We start from the raw sequence: 20,385 nt of genomic DNA on the forward strand, positions 1-20,385 counted from the left end.
AATAGGATTTAAAGAGTTTCACTATGTCATTTGAATTAGCTAAAGAATTACAACGAGACTGTATCTTAATTACCGAGTGGCCGCTGTGTAGCGTATTGTTAATGAATGACTCACAATACCCTTGGTTTATCTTAGTACCTAGGGTTGTGGGCGCGAAAGAAATTATTGATTTACCTGAGTCGCAGCAAGTTCAATTTTGGCAAGAATCGGCCAAGCTGAGTCGTTTGTTACAAGACACCTTTACCCCAGATAAATTAAATGTGGCTGCGCTTGGTAATATGGTGCCGCAACTACATGTGCACCACATTGCACGATTTAAAACCGATATTGCATGGCCAAAACCGGTTTGGGGACTCTATCCAGCAAAACCCTATAGTGATGAGGAAGTTGAGCAGCTAAAAGCGAGTTTTGCTTAAAGCCTCAAAAAGGCCATGAGACTGAAAACACATCAAGCGCTTTACAAACTTTTAAGCTCTACGTGTTTTGTGTTTATATCTGGAACTGTTATAACTGAAATTGACTTTTGCCGTTTTAAATCAAGGAGTACGCGATATGAATAAAAGTTTAGTTGTTATTTTGGCAGTATCATTATTATCCGCCTGTAAGGCGACTGTGCCAGAGCCTTATCAAAAAGATCGTGAACCAGAATCCAGAACTGAATATAGTGGTGTGGAAGGGTTGGCGCAGCAACAGCAAGATCAAAATTATCTGATGCGCAAAGAGCTACAAGACAAATGCGATGATGCGAAAGTAAATTTAGCGATTGCTAAATCTGACAAAGCTACAAAAGCCATCAAAAAACACCAAAGAGAAATCAAAGATTATTGTATCTAGGATTAATTACACCATGGTAGTAAGCACTACCATGGTGTGCTCGGTAATTACAGTCCTAGCACCTGCTTACCTTGCTTAAAGGTAACATCAACAGGAATGTTCGCTTTGGAAAGCTTATCTAGATCTTTTTGTAGTTCCGCTTTGATATCGCCGTGTGTTGCGATCAGTTGGTCTACTTTTTGATAGTCGCCGTCACCTTGTAGCGTTAGGATAAGGTTAGACAGTTTCTCCATCGCTGCGCCCATCTTTTCCATATTCACTTGATATAAACCATCCGTGTTCTTAGAAAACGCGCCTTCTTCTTTAAAGAAGTTAAAGCGGATCATGTTTGCTTTACCGTGCGCACTGGATGCGCCAAAACGTACTGAGCGGAAGATACCAGCCATAAAGGTGATGTAGTAATCCTCAAGCGTACCTTCGGTGATCTCGCCTTTTTTAAGTAGTTGCTCAACCATATATAGGCCTAGGATATCTGCTTTGCCTTCTTCAAGCGCACTGGCGTGTTCTTGCAGTGATTGGCGCACAGTACCTTTACCTGTAATGGTATTTTTAATGCCTAGACCATGGGCCACCTCATGGAACATGGTATTAGCAAAGAAAGCATCAAAGGTGATGTGCTTACGTTGCTCAGGGACGATAAGTTGGTCAGCAATTGGTACTAAGATCTTATCGAATTTTGCGCGCATGGCGTTTTTAAGCTGTAGGCGACGCGTACCTTTTTGGAGTTGCACTTCTTCGTCATTTGGCAAGTTAATCGCAATGGTTTTACTACCTGCGTTTGAGTGGCCAGCATAATAAATGACGTCATATGCGTTTAGGTCGGCATCAGAGCCTGGCACTTCTTGCTTGTATTTTTCATCAACAGGCAAGCCGGTTTGTAGCTCAGGTAAAAAAGCGGCAAATTTAGCGAGACGCTCACTCCACGCCAAGTCTTTAACCAGAACGTAAGATTCAAAAGCGGCGCGATAGCCAAATAGCTGGTCTTCATAGGTTTCAATTGGGCCAATTACCACATCAATCGGGTTATTCTTCATGTCCATCCAAGCGAAATCAGACGCTTGGTAGCTATTATTGACTAATGCATCTGCGCGCAAGTTTAAGTAGTTTGCAAACTCTTTATCTTGTGCCAGTTTACTTGCTTGGCGTAAAAGCTCTGCGGCTTTATCCAATTCTGCTTTATACGCGGATGAGTAAGAAGTGCTGTAAAGCTTGCCGCTTTCATCGCGGCGGATAATAGAATACAGTCCTGTTTTATCTTTTACATCGGCGTTATTTAGCTCGTCTTTGGTGATGTCGCTTGGATAAAATTCTGCACCCAGTGCTTTTTCTTCAAAGCTAGAAAGAAAAACTTGGTCGCCATTTAAACGATCCCAAGGCCCATAGTTAATGTCCGCGAATTGGCGTACTTTTTCGTCTGAGATTTTGCTTAGGAATGTTGCTTTGTCTTCGCCGAATGCTTGCTGCCAAAATAAATCATCCATAATAACCGAAGCGTCGATGAGTAAAGCTAACATCTTTTTTTGGTTATCGTTTAAGTGACTTAAATCTGTTTCTAGCGTTACTGGGGTATAAATATCTAGCCGGTCTTGAGATGCATTAACTAGCTTATAGCCTGATTGTTTAGTATCAACTTGTGCTTGCTCAGTTTGTGCACTAGGTTTCTCAGAAGAGGTTGATGGCTCAGAGCAGCCAGTTAGGGTGAGACCTGTTGCAAGTGCGATTGCAACCGAAATCATAGAGTGTTTCATAATGCTCCCTTATTGTCTTAATTATGTGGCGATCACCTTACACGATTTTGTATCACAATACTTAGTTAACTTAGTTTAGCATGTGGTACGTAAGCCGCTGTTAACGTGAAAGGTCATCATTTGTGTCCAGCTGTGGGTCATTTTCAGTATTTTTGCGGCAAAGTTTGCCACAATACACCGTATGCTATGAATTCTAACTTGCTAATTATTGAGGGTATATAAATAAAATATTATTTTTTTAGATTTTCTTAACTTTATCCGAAAGTTAGACAATACTTACGTCATAGATACTAAAAATCAGCAGTGTGACCTCCAGCAAGCAAGTGCTTACTTTTGCCATAAGCTTACGCTTGTAGTCGGGTCTTTTATTCAGTTATTAAGGGATTTGGTTTCATGTCTACAGAAAATGCTTTGCTCACGATTCTAACTGACAGAATCAATAACGATACCTTGGTATTGCCGACATTACCTGAAATCGCAGTGCGGGTTAGGCAAGCGGCAGATGACCCTGAAATTAACTTGATGCAGATGGCAGACGTTATTTCTCACGATCCAGCCCTCGCAGCACGTATGATCAAAGTTGCCAATAGTGCTTTTATGGGCCGTACGGTGAAGGTAAATACCTTAAACCAAGCGGTAACTCGTATCGGTCTCAGACAAATCAAGAATATAGCGACTGCAATGGCGATGGAGCAGCTATTCGTTTCTAATAACAAGCTTATCAAGACTTACATGGACAAAGCTTGGCAGAAAACGCTAAAAGTTGCTTGCCAAGCGATAACAACGATGGATTTTTATCTTCGCGTCAACAAGCATACATCGCTTAACAAAGATACAATCACCTTGGCTTCTTTGGTGTTTAATATCGGTGTTTTACCGATTTTGACAGAGGCTGAACGTCACCCTGAAGTGTTTGCCAACCCAAGCTTTTTGGCTCATGCCATCCAGAAATTAGGCGGCAAAATTGGGGGGGCAATAATGCGAGAGTGGGAATTCACCGATGAGTTTGTTGAAGTCGCAGAAAGCTGGGCAAATCCAAATTATCGGCCTGAACATGTTTGTTATGTCGACTTTATTCGTGTTGGTGCAATTGTAGAAGGTATTTTGCAGGTGTCGGATAAGTCTGCAGCGCTAAAACAGTATGAAGAAAAAGGGGTAATAAGAGAGGTGAATATGTTTGCTGATGACACTTATTTGAATGTACTCGAAGACGTTAAAACAATGTTTGCTTAATCCCAGTACTCAATACGCGGTTTCAGCGCTTTTGTTTGCCGTGAATATAAAGACCTCTGGTGAGGTCTTTATCGTTTAGGGTATAGCCTCAGTTTGAGGCTTTCGAACTATTCTGCTTATCCGAGCACCTGTAACTGAAATCGTTAAGCCACATAAAATAAAACCACCCCCAACGGCTTCCATTAGCATCAATTGCTCATTGAGTAATAACGCTGAACCTACAATGCCAACAATAGGGATTAATAAAGCAAAAGGCGTCACTGCCGCGGCCTTGTAATTTTTAAGTAGCCAACCCCATACTGCGAATGCAATCAGCGTCGAGATATAACCCACATAGGCAATGGATAGCCAAGACTGTGTTGTGGTGTTTAGTAGTAAGGTCAATGGGGCATCAGTTTCAATAAAATAAGATAGTGTAAAAAGTGGCAATGGCGGCACTAGGCTTACCCAGACAATAAAGTGGAGTAAATTAACGTCTTGCAGGCGCTTCATAATAAGATTTGAAAACGACCAAAATAATGCCGCTAATAGAATGAGCACCGCGCCCAATATTGTCGTTGACCCAGAGGAGTTGATAAAAAACAAACTAAAGCCAAACGTTGCGATGCTAATCCCCACCACTTGAAAGCGATCCATGGTTTCCTTTAACAACAAAACACTTAGCAAAACCGTGAAAATGACTTGGGCTTGTAGCAGCAAAGAAGCAATGCCGGCTGATGCGTTTGACTCCATCGCAATAAACAGCAAGCTAAACTTAAGCACACCTAAAAACAGCCCAACACCGAATACGTTCCATACCGACGTTTTAGGAAAAGGAATGAAGAATACTGCAGGGATCGCGACTACCAAAAAACGCAAGCCTGAGAATAAAATAGGAGGCAACTCTGCTAGGCCAAATTTAATGACCGAAAAGTTAAGCCCCCAAATTATCACTACTATTAAAGCCAATGAAATGCTTTTTACATTCACGCGCGTCAAACTCCGTTTAATTGTACGAGTTACCGTTTTCGGGTATCGGGCTACTGGCGTAAATTGTCTTCGATACCTGAAATTCAGGTTAGCAAAGCGTTACTGCCAAAGCCGAATTGCTATCATGCCATTGAAGAGTAAATAAAGCGCGACAAATGCGTTGGTTAGTGCAAATAAAGTGGCGAGCCAGTAACTATACGCTCGCACTTGAGTGCGTGCAGTCCGCTCGTTATTGGCGCAAAGCGACCTTGTGAAGATAGCGTATTGAGCTGGATAAAGAAAAATTGATAGCCATATCCGCTATCAATTTTTCGTACCCAAAGGTCAACAGGCCCTAGGTAATTGACTCTAAAATTAAGACTCTAGGCCTTCGTCGTCACCAAGACCTTTGGTTAGATCTTCTAACAACTCTTTGATTTCTTCCGATACCAAAATGAAGTCAGCATCAAGTTTAACGGCTAGATCTTCTTTAGGGATATCCGCATTTTGGTCTTTAAGTGCTTCTGCATAGCTTAAACGTTTTAATGTGCCATCGTTTTGTAAAACGAACTTCACGCGCTCACGCCAATCTAACGCGAGTTTAGTCACACGTTTACCGTTTTCTAGGTGCGTTTTGATTTCGTCTGATGAAAGGTCATGTTGTTTTAACTTGACTTGAGCACCGTTGTCGTCTGGCTCTTGCAACTCAGCGTCGGTGCCTATTGCAAAGCCTTCAGGTGCACTAAACTCGGTGAGCCAGTGTGTTAGCTGTAAGTCTAAATCATAGTTTGCAAACGCAGGTACAACAGGAAGCGTGCCCAGAGACTTACGCAGTAGTGCAAGTAGTTCTTCCGCTTTATTGAAGCTGGCACTATTTACAATCACCCAACCTGATTTTTGGTCGATAAAAGCAAATTGCAGGCTCGATTTTTTGAACGCTTGAGGCAATAAAGTGGCTAGGATATTTTCTTTAATATCGTCTTTTTCTTTTTTCTTTACTGGACGATTTTCTTGTTGCTCTATTTGCTCAATTTTTTCGGCGACCATTTCATTGACTACGGCTGCAGGAAGCACTTTTTCTTCACGCTTAGCACAAACCAAGATACTGTCTTGAGAAAAATGAGAAAGCATTTGGCCATGTTTGCCAAAAGCTTTTGTCCAGCCAAAAGTGGTTATGTCTTGGCTACCACAAGGACGAAAAATATCCTGCTCGAGTGCTTTTTCGAAATCTTCTTGTGCGTAAGTTACATCTTGTTTGAATTTGTAGCAGATTAAGTTACTGAACCACATAGAAATATGCCCGTCTGGAATAAAATTGCGGTCATCATAGCAAAAAGGTCACAGCTTGTATTCCACTAGATGATGTTTGATGATGGGGGAGATATCTTGCGTCAATACGCCACTTTGCAGTATGGCGTATTGGACGGTTGTCGTGTTCTAAACTTGGTTAACTAAACATCGCCATTGGTTTTTGTAAGTCTTTTGGGAAGCTGATGTAGTAGGTGAGGCCTTTGCCTTCTTCACTATTTACTTCGATATCCCCATTCAAAGTTTGTTTTACGAGGTTTAGGGTAATATGGGTACCAAGCCCACTGCCACCTTGATCGCGTTTGGTCGTAAAGAAGGGATCAAACAACCGGTCTAGTTGGGCTTTACTTACGCCCTTGCCGTTGTCTTTGTAGACGATATTTACCATACCATTGTCTTCTTTAATCTTAATATCTATTTGTCCTTGGTCTTGATTTTCAAAACCATGGATCAAAGAGTTCATGATAAGGTTAGTGAATATTTGGCTAATTGCCCCAGCTGGTAAATTTAGCGTCATGTCTTCAGGGCATTCAACATTCACTTGATGATGAGTTTTCTTCAATTTTGGATGTAATGAGCGGATCACTTCACCAAGGTATTGCTTCAGGTTAATAGTACGAACCGCTTCACTGGCCTGATCGACTGCAATTTGTTTAAAGCTTGCGACAAGCTCCGATGCACGGTCTAAATTGGTGGTAAGTAGGCTAGCACTTTGCTTTGCTTCGCTAATGAATTCTTCTAACGCTTTTGGTGATAAGGTTTTTCCGTTGTACGCCGCCTCAAGCTGATCTAAACGTTCCTGCAAGAACGACGTTGCTGTCACGCCGATACCAACGGGGGTATTAATATCGTGCGTAATACCGGCAACGAGACCACCAAGTGCCGCCATTTTTTCAGAGCCCACTAGGCGCTCTTGAGCCATATTCAGCTCATCTACGTATTTCTCAAGTTCTTTTTGTTTCGTTAGTAATTCTTCTTCTGTTTGTTTTCTTAAATCAATCTCTTCTGTGAGCGTTAACTTCTGTTTTTCTAATTCATATTTTTGTTGCTGAAGATCCATCATCGCTTGGCTCAGGTTTGAAGTTTTACGTGCGACTTCTTGTTCCAACTGAATATTATGTTGGTCGAGCTTTTCATTGCTGATCAGCAGCTCTTTTTGAGTTTGGTCGAGTTTTTTACGATATTCAGAGACCTTATCAATTAGCTTATTGAATGCCTCTTCCATGATCTTTAGTTCATTGCGCTCTTTTGCGCCGATATCTATTTTATGGCCATCAACGTTGTCGACCTCAAAGTCTTCAATTTGCTCGGTGAGGTCGCTTAATGGCTCGGTAAGTAGCTTTCTGAAGGCAATTAAAAATAGAATAATCAAGAAAGTCGTCTTGATCATCGCATTACCTATCAAAAAGTAGATAGAAATCATAATGCGACTAAAGACGACTTCTCGGCTAGAAAACAATGTTACATCACCGACTTGTGTTGCACGTCCCGAAAATTCAAAAATCAACGGAAATGTATAACCAAATAAACCAGAGGGCGTATCTTCGATTATTGCTTCTTCTTGAACAAGCTGTTGGCTATACAGCTCGTGGATATCTAGTGAGCGGCCAAGCTGTGAAATAATCTCACCGCTGTCATCACGTACAATAATTCCTTCGATCATGGGGATCGCAAGTAGCCCCTCAGCGGTAGTAACGGTCTGCTTCGTATTGAGTTCCCAAATGGCACGGGTCAAACTGCGGCTAAAGGTTTTTTGCAGCATGGTAAGTTCATTGCGAATATAGTCTTTGGTATTGACGTATTCAGCAACGATTTGACCACATGTGACGACAAAGGTTAGAAGGAAGTAAACCGACAGCACATTGGTGAGCAATTTTTTTGAGAGGCTTTTTTGCAGCATGAATTAAGCTGAGCTCCTACGGTAAGTTCATCGCCTTTGTATAATCTGTTTTTAAAGTTAGCCAATAAATGGTTAAAAATAAATAATTATCTTCATTAATTATGCTTTTTAGCGCCTTACCTAGGAAAGTTTAATGTGTTATAAGATAGCGATATCCAGTGACCGTTTTATTAACGATAGTACAAGACTGACCACTTTATGAGTTATTCCGTCTTAGTTTGCGATGATTCGGCTGTCGCCCGTAAACAAGTCATTAAAAACTTACAGAGCAAATTAGACCTGACCTTGCACCAAGCACAGAATGGCCAGCAGGCGATTGATTTACTGAAAACCCAGCAAATAGATTTATTGTGCCTGGATTTAACCATGCCAATACTTGATGGGATTGCTGTGTTAGAGGCAATAAAAGCACACCGAATTGAATGTTTCGTAGTGGTTATTTCGGCAGATGTTCAGGCCAAGATGAAAGAAAGAGTAGCAAATTTGGGGGCGTTAGGGTTTTTAGAAAAACCGGTTAAAGCAGAGCAGTTATTAGGATTACTGCACCAGTTTGGGATCCGATAACTTATCTATGCAAATTACAAATGTCACTATTAGAAATTTGCATAATCTATTTTGCTCTTTCGTATTGACAGCGCGGCTAAACTTCAGGCACTCTAAAATTATGAAAACGAATATTATCACTACGACCATTATTACAACCACCATCCTAACGGGATAGTGGCATAGGTCAGTGCGAGTTTGAAAAAGGCCTGTGTTCACTAAGAACACAGGCCTTTTTTGTTTTTGGAATGAGGAAAAATGATGCGAGTACTAAAGTTTGGAGGGTCTTCCCTCAAAGATTTTGCCTGTTTACAAAGAGTCAGCGAGCTAGTTAAAGACCATGGCCAACAACAAGCGCTTATCGTGCTGTCGGCTCCCGGTGGCATGACAGATCAGCTCGTTGAGCTTGCTGATTTGGCTGGACGAGGAGAAGCGTTTGACTCCCAGTGGCAGTCATTTACTTCCCGCAGCCAAGGCTTATACGATGAAGTACAAGCGGTGTACGGTGGTGTTGTAGGCTGGCCTGACTTTGAATTACTTAAGAATAAATTAGATGGAGCCAAGTTACTGGGACATTGCCCAGATCAAGCAAGAGCCTATGTTATTAGTTTTGGTGAACGCATTAGCGTTGCGCTGATGGACACTATGCTGCAATCAGATTCAGTAGCGCTTAGTGCTGACGCGTGTGTAAAAACGCAGGGCGGGTATCTTGATGCCGAGGTTGACCTTAAGCTAAGTAAATTATGTTTTGCAGAGTTGGTGCGTGCCCAAGCGTCGCGTTTTTATATCATGGCGGGCTTCACAGGAAGCAATGAAGCGGGCGAGCTGACAACACTTGGTCGCAATGGTTCTGACTACTCTGCGGCTGTCGCTGCTGCGTGTCTTGAAGCCGAAATCTGCCAAATCTGGACTGACGTTGATGGCGTCTACAGTGCAGATCCTCGCCTGATAAAGAAAGCGACTAAGGTCGACGTGCTATCTTATAAAGAAGCCATGGAGCTATCTTATTTTGGCGCTAAAGTGCTGCACCCAAAAACAATCTTACCTTGCGCCAAAGCAGATGTGCCTTGTGAAATTAAAAATACTCATGACCCAGAAGTGCCAGGTTCACTGATTTGTGCTCAAGGCGGTGGCGAGGCTCCAGTAAAAGCGCTTTCGAGTCTTGATAAACTGGCTATGCTGACCGTGGCAGGACCTGGAATGAAAGGCAAGGTTGGCATGGCTGCTCGGGTCTTTTCTGCACTGGCAGCAGATAACGTATCCATCGTACTTATTACGCAATCTTCTTGTGAATTCAGCATCAGTTTCTGTGTCCATGAGCAAGACTTAACACTTGCGCTGGCTGCGCTTGAGCAGGCATTTGAGCTTGAAACGCAAGCAGGTTTAATCGACCCAATTGAAGTGCAACGTAATCTTGCTATCGTTACTTTGGTTGGCGACAACATGAAAGCGCACAAAGGTCTTGCGGCCAAATTCTTTGCGTCACTTGCGCAGGCTCAGGTGAATATTGTTGCCATCGCGCAGGACTCAACGGAGAGTTCTATTTCGGCGGTGGTTGACGGTGAACTTTGCCAAGATGCAGTAAAAGTGTGTCACGAAAACTTCTTCACGCACGTGCCATCCATCGATGTTTTCTTGATTGGCTGCGGTCTAGTGGGTCAAGAATTAATGAAGCAGTTTCATAAGCAGCAAGTATGGCTTGAAAAACGCAATATCCGTTTGAATCTCTATGGCATTGCAAACTCAAGTAAGTGTTACTTAGACCCAGAAGGCGTACCGTTTGATAACTGGGAGCTGGCGCTTGAGAAAGCGGAGTCGGGCTTTGATTTACAACAGGTGAGCCAGTTTGTTAGACAAAATCATTTGATTAACCCTGTGATTGTCGATTGTAGTGCGGCTCAATTCGTTGCCGATGGCTATTTAGACTTTCTTAATGCGGGCTTTCATGTCGTTGCGGCTAATAAAAAAGCCAATACCGGCAGCTATGAGTATTATCAGTCACTACAACAGGCTGCACTAGCTAAGCGTCGTCACTTTCTATACGAAACTAACGTTGGCGCCGGACTCCCTGTATTAGACAACCTTAAACTGCTGTTTGGCGCAGGAGATGAATTGCTGTCATTTAGTGGTATTTTGTCTGGCTCGCTTTCGTATATCTTTGGCGTATTGTCGGATGGTTTATCGCTATCGGAAGCGACAGAGAAAGCTAAACAGAGTGGTTTTACAGAGCCAGATCCGCGCGATGACTTATCTGGTACGGATGTCGCGCGTAAGCTGCTTATCATTGCCCGTGAATCGGGACTGCCGTTGGAGCTCAGTGATATTGAAGTTGAATCTGTATTACCTGAAGGGTTTGCTGAGGGCGCCAGTGTTGATGAATTTATGGCGCAATTACCGCAATTAGATGATGCTTTCGCAGCGCGTATTGCGGCGGCCAAAGCACAAGGCCAAGTGCTACGCTATGTCGGTTCAATTGTTGACGGTAAATGCCGCGTTGGCATTGAAGCGGTAGAAAAAGAACATGCTCTGTACGATATTCGCGATGGTGAAAACGCACTGGCTATTTTGAGCCAATATTATCAACCAAAGCCTTTTGTGATCAGAGGTTATGGCGCGGGCGCAGAGGTAACCTCTGCAGGCGTATTTGCTGATATCCTAAAAACGCTGTCGAGGTAGGAGTTATGAAAACGTTTTATGCACCAGCGTCAATGGGTAATTTTTGTGTTGGCTTTGATGCCCTTGGCGCCGCGCTCCAGCCTATTGATGGCAGTTTACTGGGTGATCAGGTCAGCGTTGAAGCCGCAGAGCGTGATACGTTCAACTGTATTGGTCCATATGCCGAAAAGCTCTCCGCCGATCCTAAAGACAACTTGGCGTTTCAGTGTTTACAGCACTTCAAACAGCATGTGGCACCCAACATGCCGGCGGTTGCCATGACTTTGTATAAAGGCCTTCCTGTTGGTTCAGGTTTAGGCTCAAGTGCATGCTCTGTGGTTGCCGCTTTTGCTGCACTCAATGATTTTGCCAATACGCAATTAAGCCAAGAGGCGCTCATTGAATTGATGGCCGACTTTGAAGCAAAGGTCAGTGGTGGTCGTCACTACGACAACATCACGCCATGCTACCTTGGTGGACTACAACTGACTGCGGACTGCATTCCAAGTAAAGCAATCAGCGTTGCGCATGATGAAAGCTGGTTTTATGTTATTGCATATCCTGGCTTTGCATTGAATACAGCGAAAGCAAGACAAGCACTACCGCAGCAATTTTCTTTGCATCATACGGTGGAATTTGCCCAGCGACTGTCGGGCTTTTGTTTATTGATGCAGTCAGGTCAATTTGATAAAGCACTGTCGATGATGAAAGACAGTATTGCCGAGGAAGCGAGAGCGCCACTCATTGCTGGCTTTAGTGAGGCAAAAGACGCGCTACCAGCTTTAGGTGCCGAGCTGGTGAGTATTTCAGGGGCAGGGCCCACACTATTTGCTATTTGTAAGTCTGAGCAACAGGCAAATGCAGTGCAGCAATGGTTGCAACAAAATTACATTAATGAAGCGGGTTTTAGCCATATTTGCCGATTAGATGCGCAAGGCACAAGAGAATTAAAGGATCAAAAGTAATGAAATTAGTGAATTTAAAAGACGAACATCAGGTTGTTTCATTTGTTGAAGCGGTAAAAATTGGTTTAGGTCGTAACCAAGGGGTTTTTTTTCCTCCTACATTTGAGCGTATTGCGGATGTTGATGCACTACTTGAATTACCTTTTGCTGAGCGTAGTGCCAAGGTACTACATCACCTTATTGGCGATGAACTACCACGAGATACGCTCGATGCGATGGTAAAACGCGCCTTTAATTTCCCAGCTAAGTTAGTCGAAGTTGCTAAAAATCAGCATTGTTTAGAGCTTTTTCATGGACCAACACTGGCGTTTAAGGACTTTGGCGGCCGCTTTATGGCGGAATGCATTAGCATGTTTAATCAAGGTGAGCGCGTGACTATCCTCACCGCAACAAGTGGTGACACGGGCGCCGCCGTTGCCCATGCATTTTACGAAAAAGAAAATGTCGATGTGGTGATCCTTTATCCTCATGGCAAAATTTCGCTTGCCCAACAAAAGCTGTTTACAACACTTGGGAAAAACATTCATTGTTATGCTGTAGATGGCAGCTTTGATGACTGCCAAGCGATGGTAAAGTCTGCATTCCTTGATGACGAAGTAAAGCAAAAGCTTGGTCTTAATTCGGCAAACTCCATCAACATCAGTCGTTTAGTGGCACAAGTGTGTTATTACTTTGAAGCGCTAGCGCAATTACCTAAATCGCAGCGTGATAAAGTGCATGTTTCAGTGCCAAGTGGTAACTTCGGTAATGTCTGTGCAGCAATGATTGCAGCGGCGGTTGGATTACCTATTGCCAAGTTAAGTGCCACGACAAACCAAAATGATACTGTGCCTCGTTACATTGCCTCGGGTGAGTGGCAACCAAACGACACTTTAGAGTCACTCTCTAATGCGATGGACGTGAGTAAACCTAATAACTGGCCTCGTGTTGAAATCATGTTAGAAAGAGGGGATTTTAACAAACATGACTTTTATTCACGTTCGGTATCGGAAGCACGGACTCAGGTGGTAATGCAAGAATTACATGACAAAGGTTACTTGGCTGAGCCACACACTGCGATAGCCTACGAAGGATTAGCGCTGGACTCTCAAACGGATGAAACCGGAATTTTCCTTGCCACTGCGCATCCTGCGAAGTTTAAAGAATCTGTAGAAGGTGTTTTAAATCAGCAGCTTGATATGCCAAAACCGTTGGTCGATGCATTGCAAAAACCATGTTTGGCAGAGCCGCTTAGTGCAGATTATGATGCTTTGAAGGCGGCAATGTTAGCAAAACTCAACTAAATCAGAGAGCCTGTCTGAGTGGGTAGAACGCCCACTCAGATAAGGTCAATTTCAAGACTATATTAGCTTTTCAAATGCAACTTAGGTTGTCTTATTTAAAATATTAATGTTTAAATAAAAAAATATCATCGCGATAGGGGTGTGAAATAAATTCAATCCCTGCTTAAATATGCCCATGCTGATTTCATAGGCAAACTGGTTATCTTGTGATGCTAGATTGTCTTTAAAAATACCCTTACGTTTACCTAGGAGAAACCATGTTAGAACGTAACATGAATATTGCAGATTTTGACCCAGAACTATTTGCAGCGATTGAAGCAGAAACTTCACGTCAAGAAGAGCACATCGAGCTTATCGCTTCTGAGAACTACTGTAGCCCACGTGTACTTGAAGCGCAGGGTTCTCAGCTAACAAACAAGTATGCTGAAGGTTACCCAGGTAAGCGTTACTACGGCGGTTGTGAGCACGTAGACGTGGTTGAGCAACTTGCGATTGACCGCGCCAATGCGCTATTTGGTTCGACTTACGCAAACGTTCAGCCTCACGCAGGCTCACAAGCAAACGCGGCGGTATTCCAAGCGTTACTTCAGCCACATGACACTGTGCTAGGTATGAGCCTTGCTCACGGTGGTCACTTAACGCACGGTTCACACGTAAACTTCTCTGGTAAAACGTACAATGCTATCCAGTACGGTCTAAACGAAGAAACTGGTGAAATCGATTACGCGCAAGTTGAAGCGTTAGCACTTGAGCACAAGCCAAAAATGATCATCGGCGGTTTCTCTGCATACTCAGGGATCGTTGACTGGGCGAAGTTCCGCGAAATCGCTGACAAAGTAGGCGCTTACCTACTTGTTGATATGGCGCACGTTGCAGGTCTTGTTGCCGCTGGTATCTACCCAAGCCCAGTGCCTCATGCACACGTTGTAACAACAACAACGCACAAAACGCTAGCGGGTCCTCGTGGTGGTCTTATCATCTCTGCTTGTGATGATGAAGAAATCTACAAAAAGCTAAACTCTGCGGTATTCCCTGGCGGTCAAGGTGGTCCTCTATGTCACGTTATCGCTGCAAAAGCGGTTGCGTTCAAAGAAGCACTACAGCCAGAGTTCAAGTCATACCAAGAGCAAGTGGTTAAAAATGCACAAGCTATGGTTGCGGTACTTCAGGAGCGTGGTTATAAAGTGGTTTCTGGCAAAACTGAAAACCACCTGTTCCTACTTGATCTGATTGATAAAGACATCACAGGTAAAGACGCGGATGCAGCGCTTGGCCGTGCAAACATCACAGTAAACAAAAACTCTGTACCAAACGATCCACGTTCACCGTTCGTTACTTCTGGTCTTCGTATCGGTTCTCCTGCGATCACTCGCCGTGGCTTTAAAGAAGCTGAGTCGAAAGAGCTTGCTGGCTGGATCTGTGACGTACTAGACAACATCAATGATGAGTCTGTACAGGCACAAGTGAAAGAAAAAGTAAAAGCAATTTGCGCTAAATTACCTGTTTACGCATAATTTCGCTCACAAAAAAGCAGTTTTTTGTTATGATTAAGGCCGCATTCAAGCGGCCTTTTTTGTTTTTGAGTCAACGAGAGCGTCTATGCATTGTCCATTCTGTACAGCCAAAGATACCAAAGTGATAGATTCACGTTTGGTTGCTTCCGGCCACCAAGTCCGTCGCCGTCGTGAGTGTATTTTATGCCACGAACGCTTTACTACCTTCGAGGGCGCAGAGCTCTTAATGCCGCGCGTGATAAAGCAAGATGGTACCAGGGAGCCTTTCAATGAGGATAAGTTACTCAATGGCATGCACCGAGCGCTGGAAAAACGTCCCGTCAGCACTGAACAAATTGAAGAAGTAGTACACCAGATTAAATCTCAAATTCGTGGTACTGGTGAACGCGAAGTACCAAGCGACATGATTGGCGAATGTATTATGGAAGCCCTCAAAAAGCTCGATAAAGTGGCTTATGTGCGATTTGCTTCGGTATATCGCTCTTTCGAAGATATTCGTGAGTTTGGTGAAGAAATTGCGAGGTTGGGGGATTGAGCCAGTTCACAGCGCAAGACCTTGATTACATGAGCCGCGCCATCACGCTTGCAAAGCGCGGTAAATACACCACAACACCCAATCCAAACGTCGGCTGTGTGATCGTAAAAGACGGTGAAATCGTCGGCGAAGGCGCGCACTTAAAAGCAGGTGAAGGCCATGCTGAAGTGCATGCGCTTAAGCAAGCTGGAGCTAAAGCCGCTGGTGCAACTGCCTATGTAACGCTTGAGCCGTGTAGTCACTATGGCAGAACGCCGCCGTGCGCAAAAGGTCTGATTGATGCAGGCGTCAGCAGAGTGGTTGCTGCCATGGTTGATCCCAACCCACAAGTTGCAGGGCGTGGATTGGCAATGTTAGAAGCCGCAGGAATTGCAACGGCTTTTGGTTTGCTAGAGCCACAAGCAAGGGCACTGAATACCGGATTCTTGAAGCGAATGGAGTATGGGTTGCCGTTCGTGACTTGTAAGCTTGCCGCTTCTGTTGATGGTAAAACCGCACTAAACAATGGCCAGAGCAAGTGGATTACCTCAGCGGAAGCGCGCTTAGACGTACAGCGCCACCGCGCGCAGAGCTGTGTGGTCTTGACCGGAGCGGATACGGTTATGGTAGACAACGCCAGACTCAATGTTCGTGAGGAGTCTTTGCAAGACATCGATTATCCTCAATCTGAGCTACGCCAGCCGATACGTGCGATTATTGACTCACAAAATCGTCTGACACCAGATCTTGCGCTATTTAAAATTACATCTCCGGTGATTATTTTTCGCCGTACTATTGATAATTCAGCGCAATGGCCTCATTTCGTAGAGCAAATTGTCGTGCCTGAAATCAACGGTAAGCTCGACCTAAAAGCCGTGCTCAACAAGCTGGCTGAAAAGCACTGTAATTATGTTTGGCTAGAAGCCGGTGCCACCCTTGCGGGGGTAATGCATGAACAAGGGCTAATCGATGAATATATCGTCTATTTGGCACCGAAAATAATTGGTGCTGGAAAAGGGCTGTTTAACACCACGCCACTGAGTGCCATGTCGCAAATACCAGAGTTAGTGTTTGGCGACGTTTGCCAAGTGGGGCCTGATCTCAAACTTATCGCGACTAAAGAGAAGTAAAATGTTTACAGGTATTATCGAAGCAACAGGAACATTAACTCAATTGCAGCTCAAGGGCGGCGATTTAATTGTTCGTGTGACCACGACATCTCTTGATATGAGCGATGTAAACTTGGGTGATAGTATTGCCACGAACGGGGTTTGCCTGACTGTAACTGAGAAGTTTCATGATGGCTTCAAAGCCGATGTTTCTAACGAAACCTTAAGTTTGACGCGTTTTGCCGAGTACAAACAAGGCCAAAAGGTCAATCTTGAAAAGGCGCTGCAGCCGATTTCACGTCTAGGCGGTCATTTGGTGTCAGGCCATGTGGATGGTATTGCTGAAGTGGTTGAGATAACCGCTAATGCCAGAGCGACTGACTATTGGTTAGCCGCGCCGTCATCGCTAATGAAGTATATTCCGTATAAAGGTTCGGTTGCTATTGATGGTATCAGTTTGACGGTCAATGCCGTGGAACAAAACCGCTTTAAATTGACCATAGTGCCACACACGGCGCAAGAAACGACGATTGCAGGTTTTCAAGTCGGGTCAAAATTAAACCTAGAGGTTGACCAAATCGCCCGCTACCTCGAAAGACTAATTCAGGGTGAGCCAAGCGCTGCCAGCGAGTCCACTCTCACAACCAGTCTATTGGCGAAAGCTGGCTTTATAAAGTAGCCACAGACAAAGTAAAAATGGGAAAACTATGAGTTTAAATAGTGCTGAGGAAATCATCGCGGACATTAAAGCCGGTAAAATGGTTATTTTGATGGACGATGAAGACCGAGAAAATGAAGGTGATCTGATCATTGCAGCAGAGCACATTACACCAGATGCAATTAATTTCATGGCAACATATGGTCGCGGGTTAATCTGTTTGACCATGACACAGGAGCGCTGTGAGCAGCTGAACTTGCCACTAATGGTGAAAACCAATGGCGCTCAGTTCTCTACCAACTTTACTTTGTCTATTGAAGCTGCGAAAGGCGTAACGACGGGGATTTCAGCGGCAGATCGTGCTCGTACAGTGCAAGCTGCAGTTGCCAAAGGTGCAGTGCCTGAAGATATTGTGCAACCTGGTCATATCTTCCCAATTATGGCGCAACCAGGCGGCGTTTTAACGCGTGCAGGTCATACTGAAGCTGGATGTGATTTAGCACGTTTGGCGGGATTGGAACCTGCATCTGTGATTGTTGAAATTCTAAATCCAGACGGCACTATGGCACGTCGCCCACAACTAGAAGTATTTGCAAAAGAACACGATATTAAAATCGGCACCATTGCTGATTTAATTGAGTATCGTAACTTAAACGAAACCACTATCGAAAAAGTAGCAGAGTGTAAACTGCCTACTGAGTTTGGTGAGTTTAACCTAGTGACGTACAAAGACACCATTGATAATCAACTTCACTATGCGATGGTAAAAGGCGAGATCAAATCGGAAGAAGCCAATTTAGTACGTGTGCATTTGCAAAGCACGTTTAACGACATTCTTCATTCAGATCGCAGCGCGGATAGAAGCTGGACACTGCAAAGTGCCATGAAGCACATTGCTGACAACGAAGGCGTATTAGTCATTCTTGGTAAGCAAGAACGCAGCGAAGAGATGGAAGCGTTGGTTAAGGCATTTGCTGCGGAAGATGCGGGTGAACAGGTGAACTACCGTAAATTCCAAGGTACTTCGCGCACCGTAGGTGTGGGGTCGCAAATTTTGGCTGATTTAGGCATTCAGAAAATGCGCCTAATGAGTCTACCTAAAAAATATCATGCGCTGTCTGGTTTCCACTTAGAAGTGGTTGAATACGTCGAACCAAAATAATTCCAAAATGCCAAATTGATCGCAATCGCCTATATTCAGATAGTAGGCGATTGCCACATTACTGTGCTATCATGCGCCTCAATTTGGCAATTGCTCATACAGATTAGGAACATCTAATGAAAGTAATCGAAGGTAATAAATACGCTCCTGGCAAAAAATTTGCCATTGTCATTTCACGTTTTAACGATTTTATCGGTAGCAGCTTACTTGAAGGCGCTGTAGATGAATTAAAGCGTACCGGTGGTGTTAGCGATGAAGATATCACAGTTGTATATGTACCGGGAGCGGTTGAACTACCACTAGCAGCAAAACGCGTTGCGATGAAAAAAGAGCACGACGCGATTATTGCGCTAGGTGTGATTATTCGTGGTGGTACGCCACACTTCGATTTAGTTGCTAACGAGTCTAACAAAGGCTTAGCTAGCGTTTCATTAGATTATGACATCCCTGTTGCTTTTGGTGTACTTACTACCGAAAGCATTGAGCAAGCTATCGAGCGCGCGGGCACTAAAATGGGCAACAAAGGGGGAGAAGCCGCCCTTGGAGCTCTAGAAATGGTGAACGTGCTAGAGCAAATTTAAGAGGAATCTCAGTGAAACCAGCAGCTAGACGCAAAGCACGTGTACTTGCTTTACAAGCTATTTATTCTTGGCAGCTAAGTGGTAACCCAATTGCCGATATCGAACAGCAAATGCTGATCGAAAACGACGTAACTAAAGTCGATGTAGAATACTTCAAAGACTTAGCGCGTGGTGTTGTTGTTAACCAAAAGCAGCTAGACGAAGCAATTCGTCCGCATTTAGCTCGTCCACTTGAAGAATTGGATATGGTTGAGCTTGCCGTGTTACGTGTTAGTGCTTATGAGCTTAAATTCCGTGAAGATGTGCCATACAAAGTGGCTATCAACGAAGGTATTGAGTTAGCGAAAATGTTTGGCGCTGAAGAGAGCCACAAATTCGTTAACGGTGTACTAGACAAAGCGGTTAAGTTTATTCGCAAATAAGCTTTACTATAGGAATAGCCGGCCTTGGCCGGCTTTTTTGTGTATGAAAGAATTTGAGCTAATCAATCACTACTTTAAAGGCCGTGGCATTATTCGCCGAGATGTAGAGCTTGGGATCGGTGATGACTGCGCCTTGGTTTCAGTTCCTGCTGGCAATCAGCTTGCGGTAACAACGGATACGCTAGTTTCGGGTGTGCACTTTTTTGAAGATATTCCACCACGGGCGCTTGGCCATCGTGTGATTGCGGTAAACCTTAGCGACTTAGCTGCTATGGGCGCGGAACCTACTTGGGTATCACTTGGTTTAACCATACCCAACGCTGACTTAGAGTGGTTAGAGGCCTTCACCGAAGGCATGCATGAAATCGCCGAGTACTATAACGTACAAGTAATAGGTGGCGATACAACGCAAGGTCCATTGACTATCACTGTATGTGCAAAAGGTATTGTACCAACTGGTAAAGCACTCAAGCGCTCAGGAGCGCGAGTGGGTGATTGGATTTATGTAACAGGTCCACTTGGTGACGCAGGGCTTGCTATTGAAGCGCGAAAGCAGGGCTGGACGCTTGAGCCAAAACATTACAAAGCGGCGCTTGAAAAGTTTCACTACCCAGCGCCACGGGTTGCAGCTGGTCAAGTGCTTAGAGGGCTTGCTACCTCAGCAATCGATATCTCAGACGGTCTACTTGCGGATCTTAAGCATATTTTACGTAGCTCGTTAGTTGGCGCTAAGATAAATGCCGATAAAGTCCCACAGTCTGATGCGCTGCGCTCAAGTCTTGATGAAGATGCACGCATGAGGCTCGCGCTCGGTTTTGGTGATGACTACGAATTACTCTTCACGGTCAATGATAATAACAAAAATGCCGTGGAAACCAGATTGAAGCAATATGGTGTTGAGCCAGTTTGCATTGGCCAAATTACGGCTAATAATGGCGAAATTCAATTGCTCAAAAAAGATCAACCTTACCAGCTCGCAGGGCTTGGTTTTGAGCATTTTAGCTAGGA

General features: G+C 44.1%; 19 protein-coding genes. 15 read left to right on the forward strand and 4 right to left on the reverse strand.

Annotation, left to right across the window (positions count from 1 at the left end; genetic code table 11):
• Window positions 1-23 precede the first annotated feature (23 nt).
• Together EXT47_RS03280 and EXT47_RS03285 are read left to right on the forward strand one after the other, a co-directional pair.
• The gene (locus tag EXT47_RS03280; RefSeq protein ID WP_010372146.1) at window positions 24-416 is read left to right on the forward strand and encodes an HIT domain-containing protein; all 393 of its coding nucleotides are present in this window, start codon (window positions 24-26) and stop codon (window positions 414-416) included.
• A 136-nt stretch (window positions 417-552) separates the two neighbouring features.
• Window positions 553-834, forward strand: coding sequence for a hypothetical protein (locus tag EXT47_RS03285; RefSeq protein WP_010606121.1), 282 nt, complete (start codon window positions 553-555; stop codon window positions 832-834).
• A gap of 47 nt (window positions 835-881) precedes the next feature.
• Here the strand turns inward: EXT47_RS03285 and EXT47_RS03290 are convergent, their stop codons facing one another.
• Complete coding sequence (locus EXT47_RS03290; RefSeq protein WP_130125878.1) at window positions 882-2,582, reverse strand: Zn-dependent hydrolase; 1,701 nt, start codon at window positions 2,580-2,582, stop codon at window positions 882-884.
• 393 nt (window positions 2,583-2,975) lie between these two features.
• Here EXT47_RS03290 and EXT47_RS03295 point away from each other — a divergent pair, with 393 nt between their 5' ends.
• Complete coding sequence (locus EXT47_RS03295; RefSeq protein ID WP_039493712.1) at window positions 2,976-3,815, forward strand: HDOD domain-containing protein; 840 nt, start codon at window positions 2,976-2,978, stop codon at window positions 3,813-3,815.
• A gap of 75 nt (window positions 3,816-3,890) precedes the next feature.
• Here EXT47_RS03295 and EXT47_RS03300 read toward each other — a convergent pair whose 3' ends face one another.
• The 3 genes from EXT47_RS03300 to EXT47_RS03310 form a co-directional block, all read right to left on the reverse strand.
• Window positions 3,891-4,763 carry an EamA family transporter gene (locus tag EXT47_RS03300; RefSeq protein WP_240701584.1) on the reverse strand — a complete coding sequence of 291 codons (873 nt, stop codon included), beginning with the start codon at window positions 4,761-4,763 and terminating at the stop codon, window positions 3,891-3,893.
• A gap of 375 nt (window positions 4,764-5,138) precedes the next feature.
• Complete coding sequence (gene rdgC, locus EXT47_RS03305) at window positions 5,139-6,053, reverse strand: recombination-associated protein RdgC (protein ID WP_130125880.1); 915 nt, start codon at window positions 6,051-6,053, stop codon at window positions 5,139-5,141.
• A gap of 157 nt (window positions 6,054-6,210) precedes the next feature.
• A complete protein-coding gene (locus EXT47_RS03310) occupies window positions 6,211-7,971 on the reverse strand; it encodes a sensor histidine kinase (protein WP_010372128.1) in 1,761 nt (586 codons plus the stop codon).
• A gap of 198 nt (window positions 7,972-8,169) precedes the next feature.
• Here EXT47_RS03310 and EXT47_RS03315 point away from each other — a divergent pair, with 198 nt between their 5' ends.
• The 12 genes from EXT47_RS03315 to thiL all read left to right on the forward strand — a co-directional run bounded on the left by EXT47_RS03315 (window position 8,170) and on the right by thiL (window position 20,383).
• A complete protein-coding gene (locus EXT47_RS03315; RefSeq protein WP_010372125.1) occupies window positions 8,170-8,535 on the forward strand; it encodes a response regulator in 366 nt (121 codons plus the stop codon).
• A gap of 240 nt (window positions 8,536-8,775) precedes the next feature.
• Window positions 8,776-11,190 (forward strand): bifunctional aspartate kinase/homoserine dehydrogenase I, encoded by a 2,415-nt coding sequence (thrA, locus tag EXT47_RS03320; RefSeq protein WP_039493704.1) that lies wholly within the window; start codon window positions 8,776-8,778, stop codon window positions 11,188-11,190.
• 5 nt (window positions 11,191-11,195) lie between these two features.
• Window positions 11,196-12,134, forward strand: coding sequence for a homoserine kinase (gene thrB / locus EXT47_RS03325; RefSeq protein ID WP_039493701.1), 939 nt, complete (start codon window positions 11,196-11,198; stop codon window positions 12,132-12,134).
• Complete coding sequence (thrC, locus tag EXT47_RS03330; protein WP_130125881.1) at window positions 12,134-13,417, forward strand: threonine synthase; 1,284 nt, start codon at window positions 12,134-12,136, stop codon at window positions 13,415-13,417. Before thrB ends, thrC begins: the two co-directional genes overlap by 1 nt.
• A 257-nt stretch (window positions 13,418-13,674) precedes the next feature.
• A complete protein-coding gene (glyA, locus tag EXT47_RS03335; protein WP_010372111.1) occupies window positions 13,675-14,931 on the forward strand; it encodes a serine hydroxymethyltransferase in 1,257 nt (418 codons plus the stop codon).
• 85 nt (window positions 14,932-15,016) lie between these two features.
• On the forward strand, window positions 15,017-15,466 hold the full coding sequence (gene nrdR, locus EXT47_RS03340) for a transcriptional regulator NrdR (RefSeq protein WP_010372109.1): 450 nt from the start codon (window positions 15,017-15,019) through the stop codon (window positions 15,464-15,466).
• On the forward strand, window positions 15,463-16,575 hold the full coding sequence (ribD, locus tag EXT47_RS03345) for a bifunctional diaminohydroxyphosphoribosylaminopyrimidine deaminase/5-amino-6-(5-phosphoribosylamino)uracil reductase RibD (protein ID WP_130125882.1): 1,113 nt from the start codon (window positions 15,463-15,465) through the stop codon (window positions 16,573-16,575). The genes nrdR and ribD overlap by 4 nt, the downstream gene beginning before the upstream one ends.
• Window position 16,576: 1 nt before the next feature.
• Window positions 16,577-17,233 (forward strand): riboflavin synthase, encoded by a 657-nt coding sequence (locus tag EXT47_RS03350; RefSeq protein WP_010606132.1) that lies wholly within the window; start codon window positions 16,577-16,579, stop codon window positions 17,231-17,233.
• Between the two features lie 28 nt (window positions 17,234-17,261).
• Window positions 17,262-18,374 (forward strand): bifunctional 3,4-dihydroxy-2-butanone-4-phosphate synthase/GTP cyclohydrolase II, encoded by a 1,113-nt coding sequence (ribBA, locus tag EXT47_RS03355; RefSeq protein ID WP_010606133.1) that lies wholly within the window; start codon window positions 17,262-17,264, stop codon window positions 18,372-18,374.
• 116 nt (window positions 18,375-18,490) lie between these two features.
• Complete coding sequence (ribE, locus tag EXT47_RS03360; RefSeq protein ID WP_010372096.1) at window positions 18,491-18,955, forward strand: 6,7-dimethyl-8-ribityllumazine synthase; 465 nt, start codon at window positions 18,491-18,493, stop codon at window positions 18,953-18,955.
• Window positions 18,956-18,966: 11 nt separating this feature from the next.
• The gene (gene nusB / locus EXT47_RS03365) at window positions 18,967-19,377 is read left to right on the forward strand and encodes a transcription antitermination factor NusB (RefSeq protein ID WP_010372094.1); all 411 of its coding nucleotides are present in this window, start codon (window positions 18,967-18,969) and stop codon (window positions 19,375-19,377) included.
• A gap of 43 nt (window positions 19,378-19,420) precedes the next feature.
• Window positions 19,421-20,383 carry a thiamine-phosphate kinase gene (thiL, locus tag EXT47_RS03370; protein ID WP_039493693.1) on the forward strand — a complete coding sequence of 321 codons (963 nt, stop codon included), beginning with the start codon at window positions 19,421-19,423 and terminating at the stop codon, window positions 20,381-20,383.
• Window positions 20,384-20,385: the final 2 nt, after the last annotated feature.

The organism is Pseudoalteromonas sp. CO342X (assembly GCF_004208915.1).
Classification (GTDB): domain Bacteria; phylum Pseudomonadota; class Gammaproteobacteria; order Enterobacterales; family Alteromonadaceae; genus Pseudoalteromonas; species Pseudoalteromonas maricaloris.

Bases quoted from the DNA above. Each gene is read 5' to 3' on its own strand.
- thiL (WP_039493693.1), top strand. From the start codon at position 19,421: ATGAAAGAATTTGAGCTAATCAATCACTACTTTAAAGGCCGTGGCATT.
- EXT47_RS03290 (WP_130125878.1), bottom strand. From the start codon at position 2,582: ATGAAACACTCTATGATTTCGGTTGCAATCGCACTTGCAACAGGTCTC.
- thrA (WP_039493704.1), top strand. From the start codon at position 8,776: ATGCGAGTACTAAAGTTTGGAGGGTCTTCCCTCAAAGATTTTGCCTGT.
- EXT47_RS03295 (WP_039493712.1), top strand. From the start codon at position 2,976: ATGTCTACAGAAAATGCTTTGCTCACGATTCTAACTGACAGAATCAAT.
- EXT47_RS03310 (WP_010372128.1), bottom strand. From the start codon at position 7,971: ATGCTGCAAAAAAGCCTCTCAAAAAAATTGCTCACCAATGTGCTGTCG.
- ribBA (WP_010606133.1), top strand. From the start codon at position 17,262: ATGAGTTTAAATAGTGCTGAGGAAATCATCGCGGACATTAAAGCCGGT.
- rdgC (WP_130125880.1), bottom strand. From the start codon at position 6,053: ATGTGGTTCAGTAACTTAATCTGCTACAAATTCAAACAAGATGTAACT.
- ribE (WP_010372096.1), top strand. From the start codon at position 18,491: ATGAAAGTAATCGAAGGTAATAAATACGCTCCTGGCAAAAAATTTGCC.
- nrdR (WP_010372109.1), top strand. From the start codon at position 15,017: ATGCATTGTCCATTCTGTACAGCCAAAGATACCAAAGTGATAGATTCA.
- EXT47_RS03280 (WP_010372146.1), top strand. From the start codon at position 24: ATGTCATTTGAATTAGCTAAAGAATTACAACGAGACTGTATCTTAATT.
- EXT47_RS03315 (WP_010372125.1), top strand. From the start codon at position 8,170: ATGAGTTATTCCGTCTTAGTTTGCGATGATTCGGCTGTCGCCCGTAAA.
- EXT47_RS03285 (WP_010606121.1), top strand. From the start codon at position 553: ATGAATAAAAGTTTAGTTGTTATTTTGGCAGTATCATTATTATCCGCC.
- EXT47_RS03350 (WP_010606132.1), top strand. From the start codon at position 16,577: ATGTTTACAGGTATTATCGAAGCAACAGGAACATTAACTCAATTGCAG.
- thrB (WP_039493701.1), top strand. From the start codon at position 11,196: ATGAAAACGTTTTATGCACCAGCGTCAATGGGTAATTTTTGTGTTGGC.
- thrC (WP_130125881.1), top strand. From the start codon at position 12,134: ATGAAATTAGTGAATTTAAAAGACGAACATCAGGTTGTTTCATTTGTT.
- glyA (WP_010372111.1), top strand. From the start codon at position 13,675: ATGTTAGAACGTAACATGAATATTGCAGATTTTGACCCAGAACTATTT.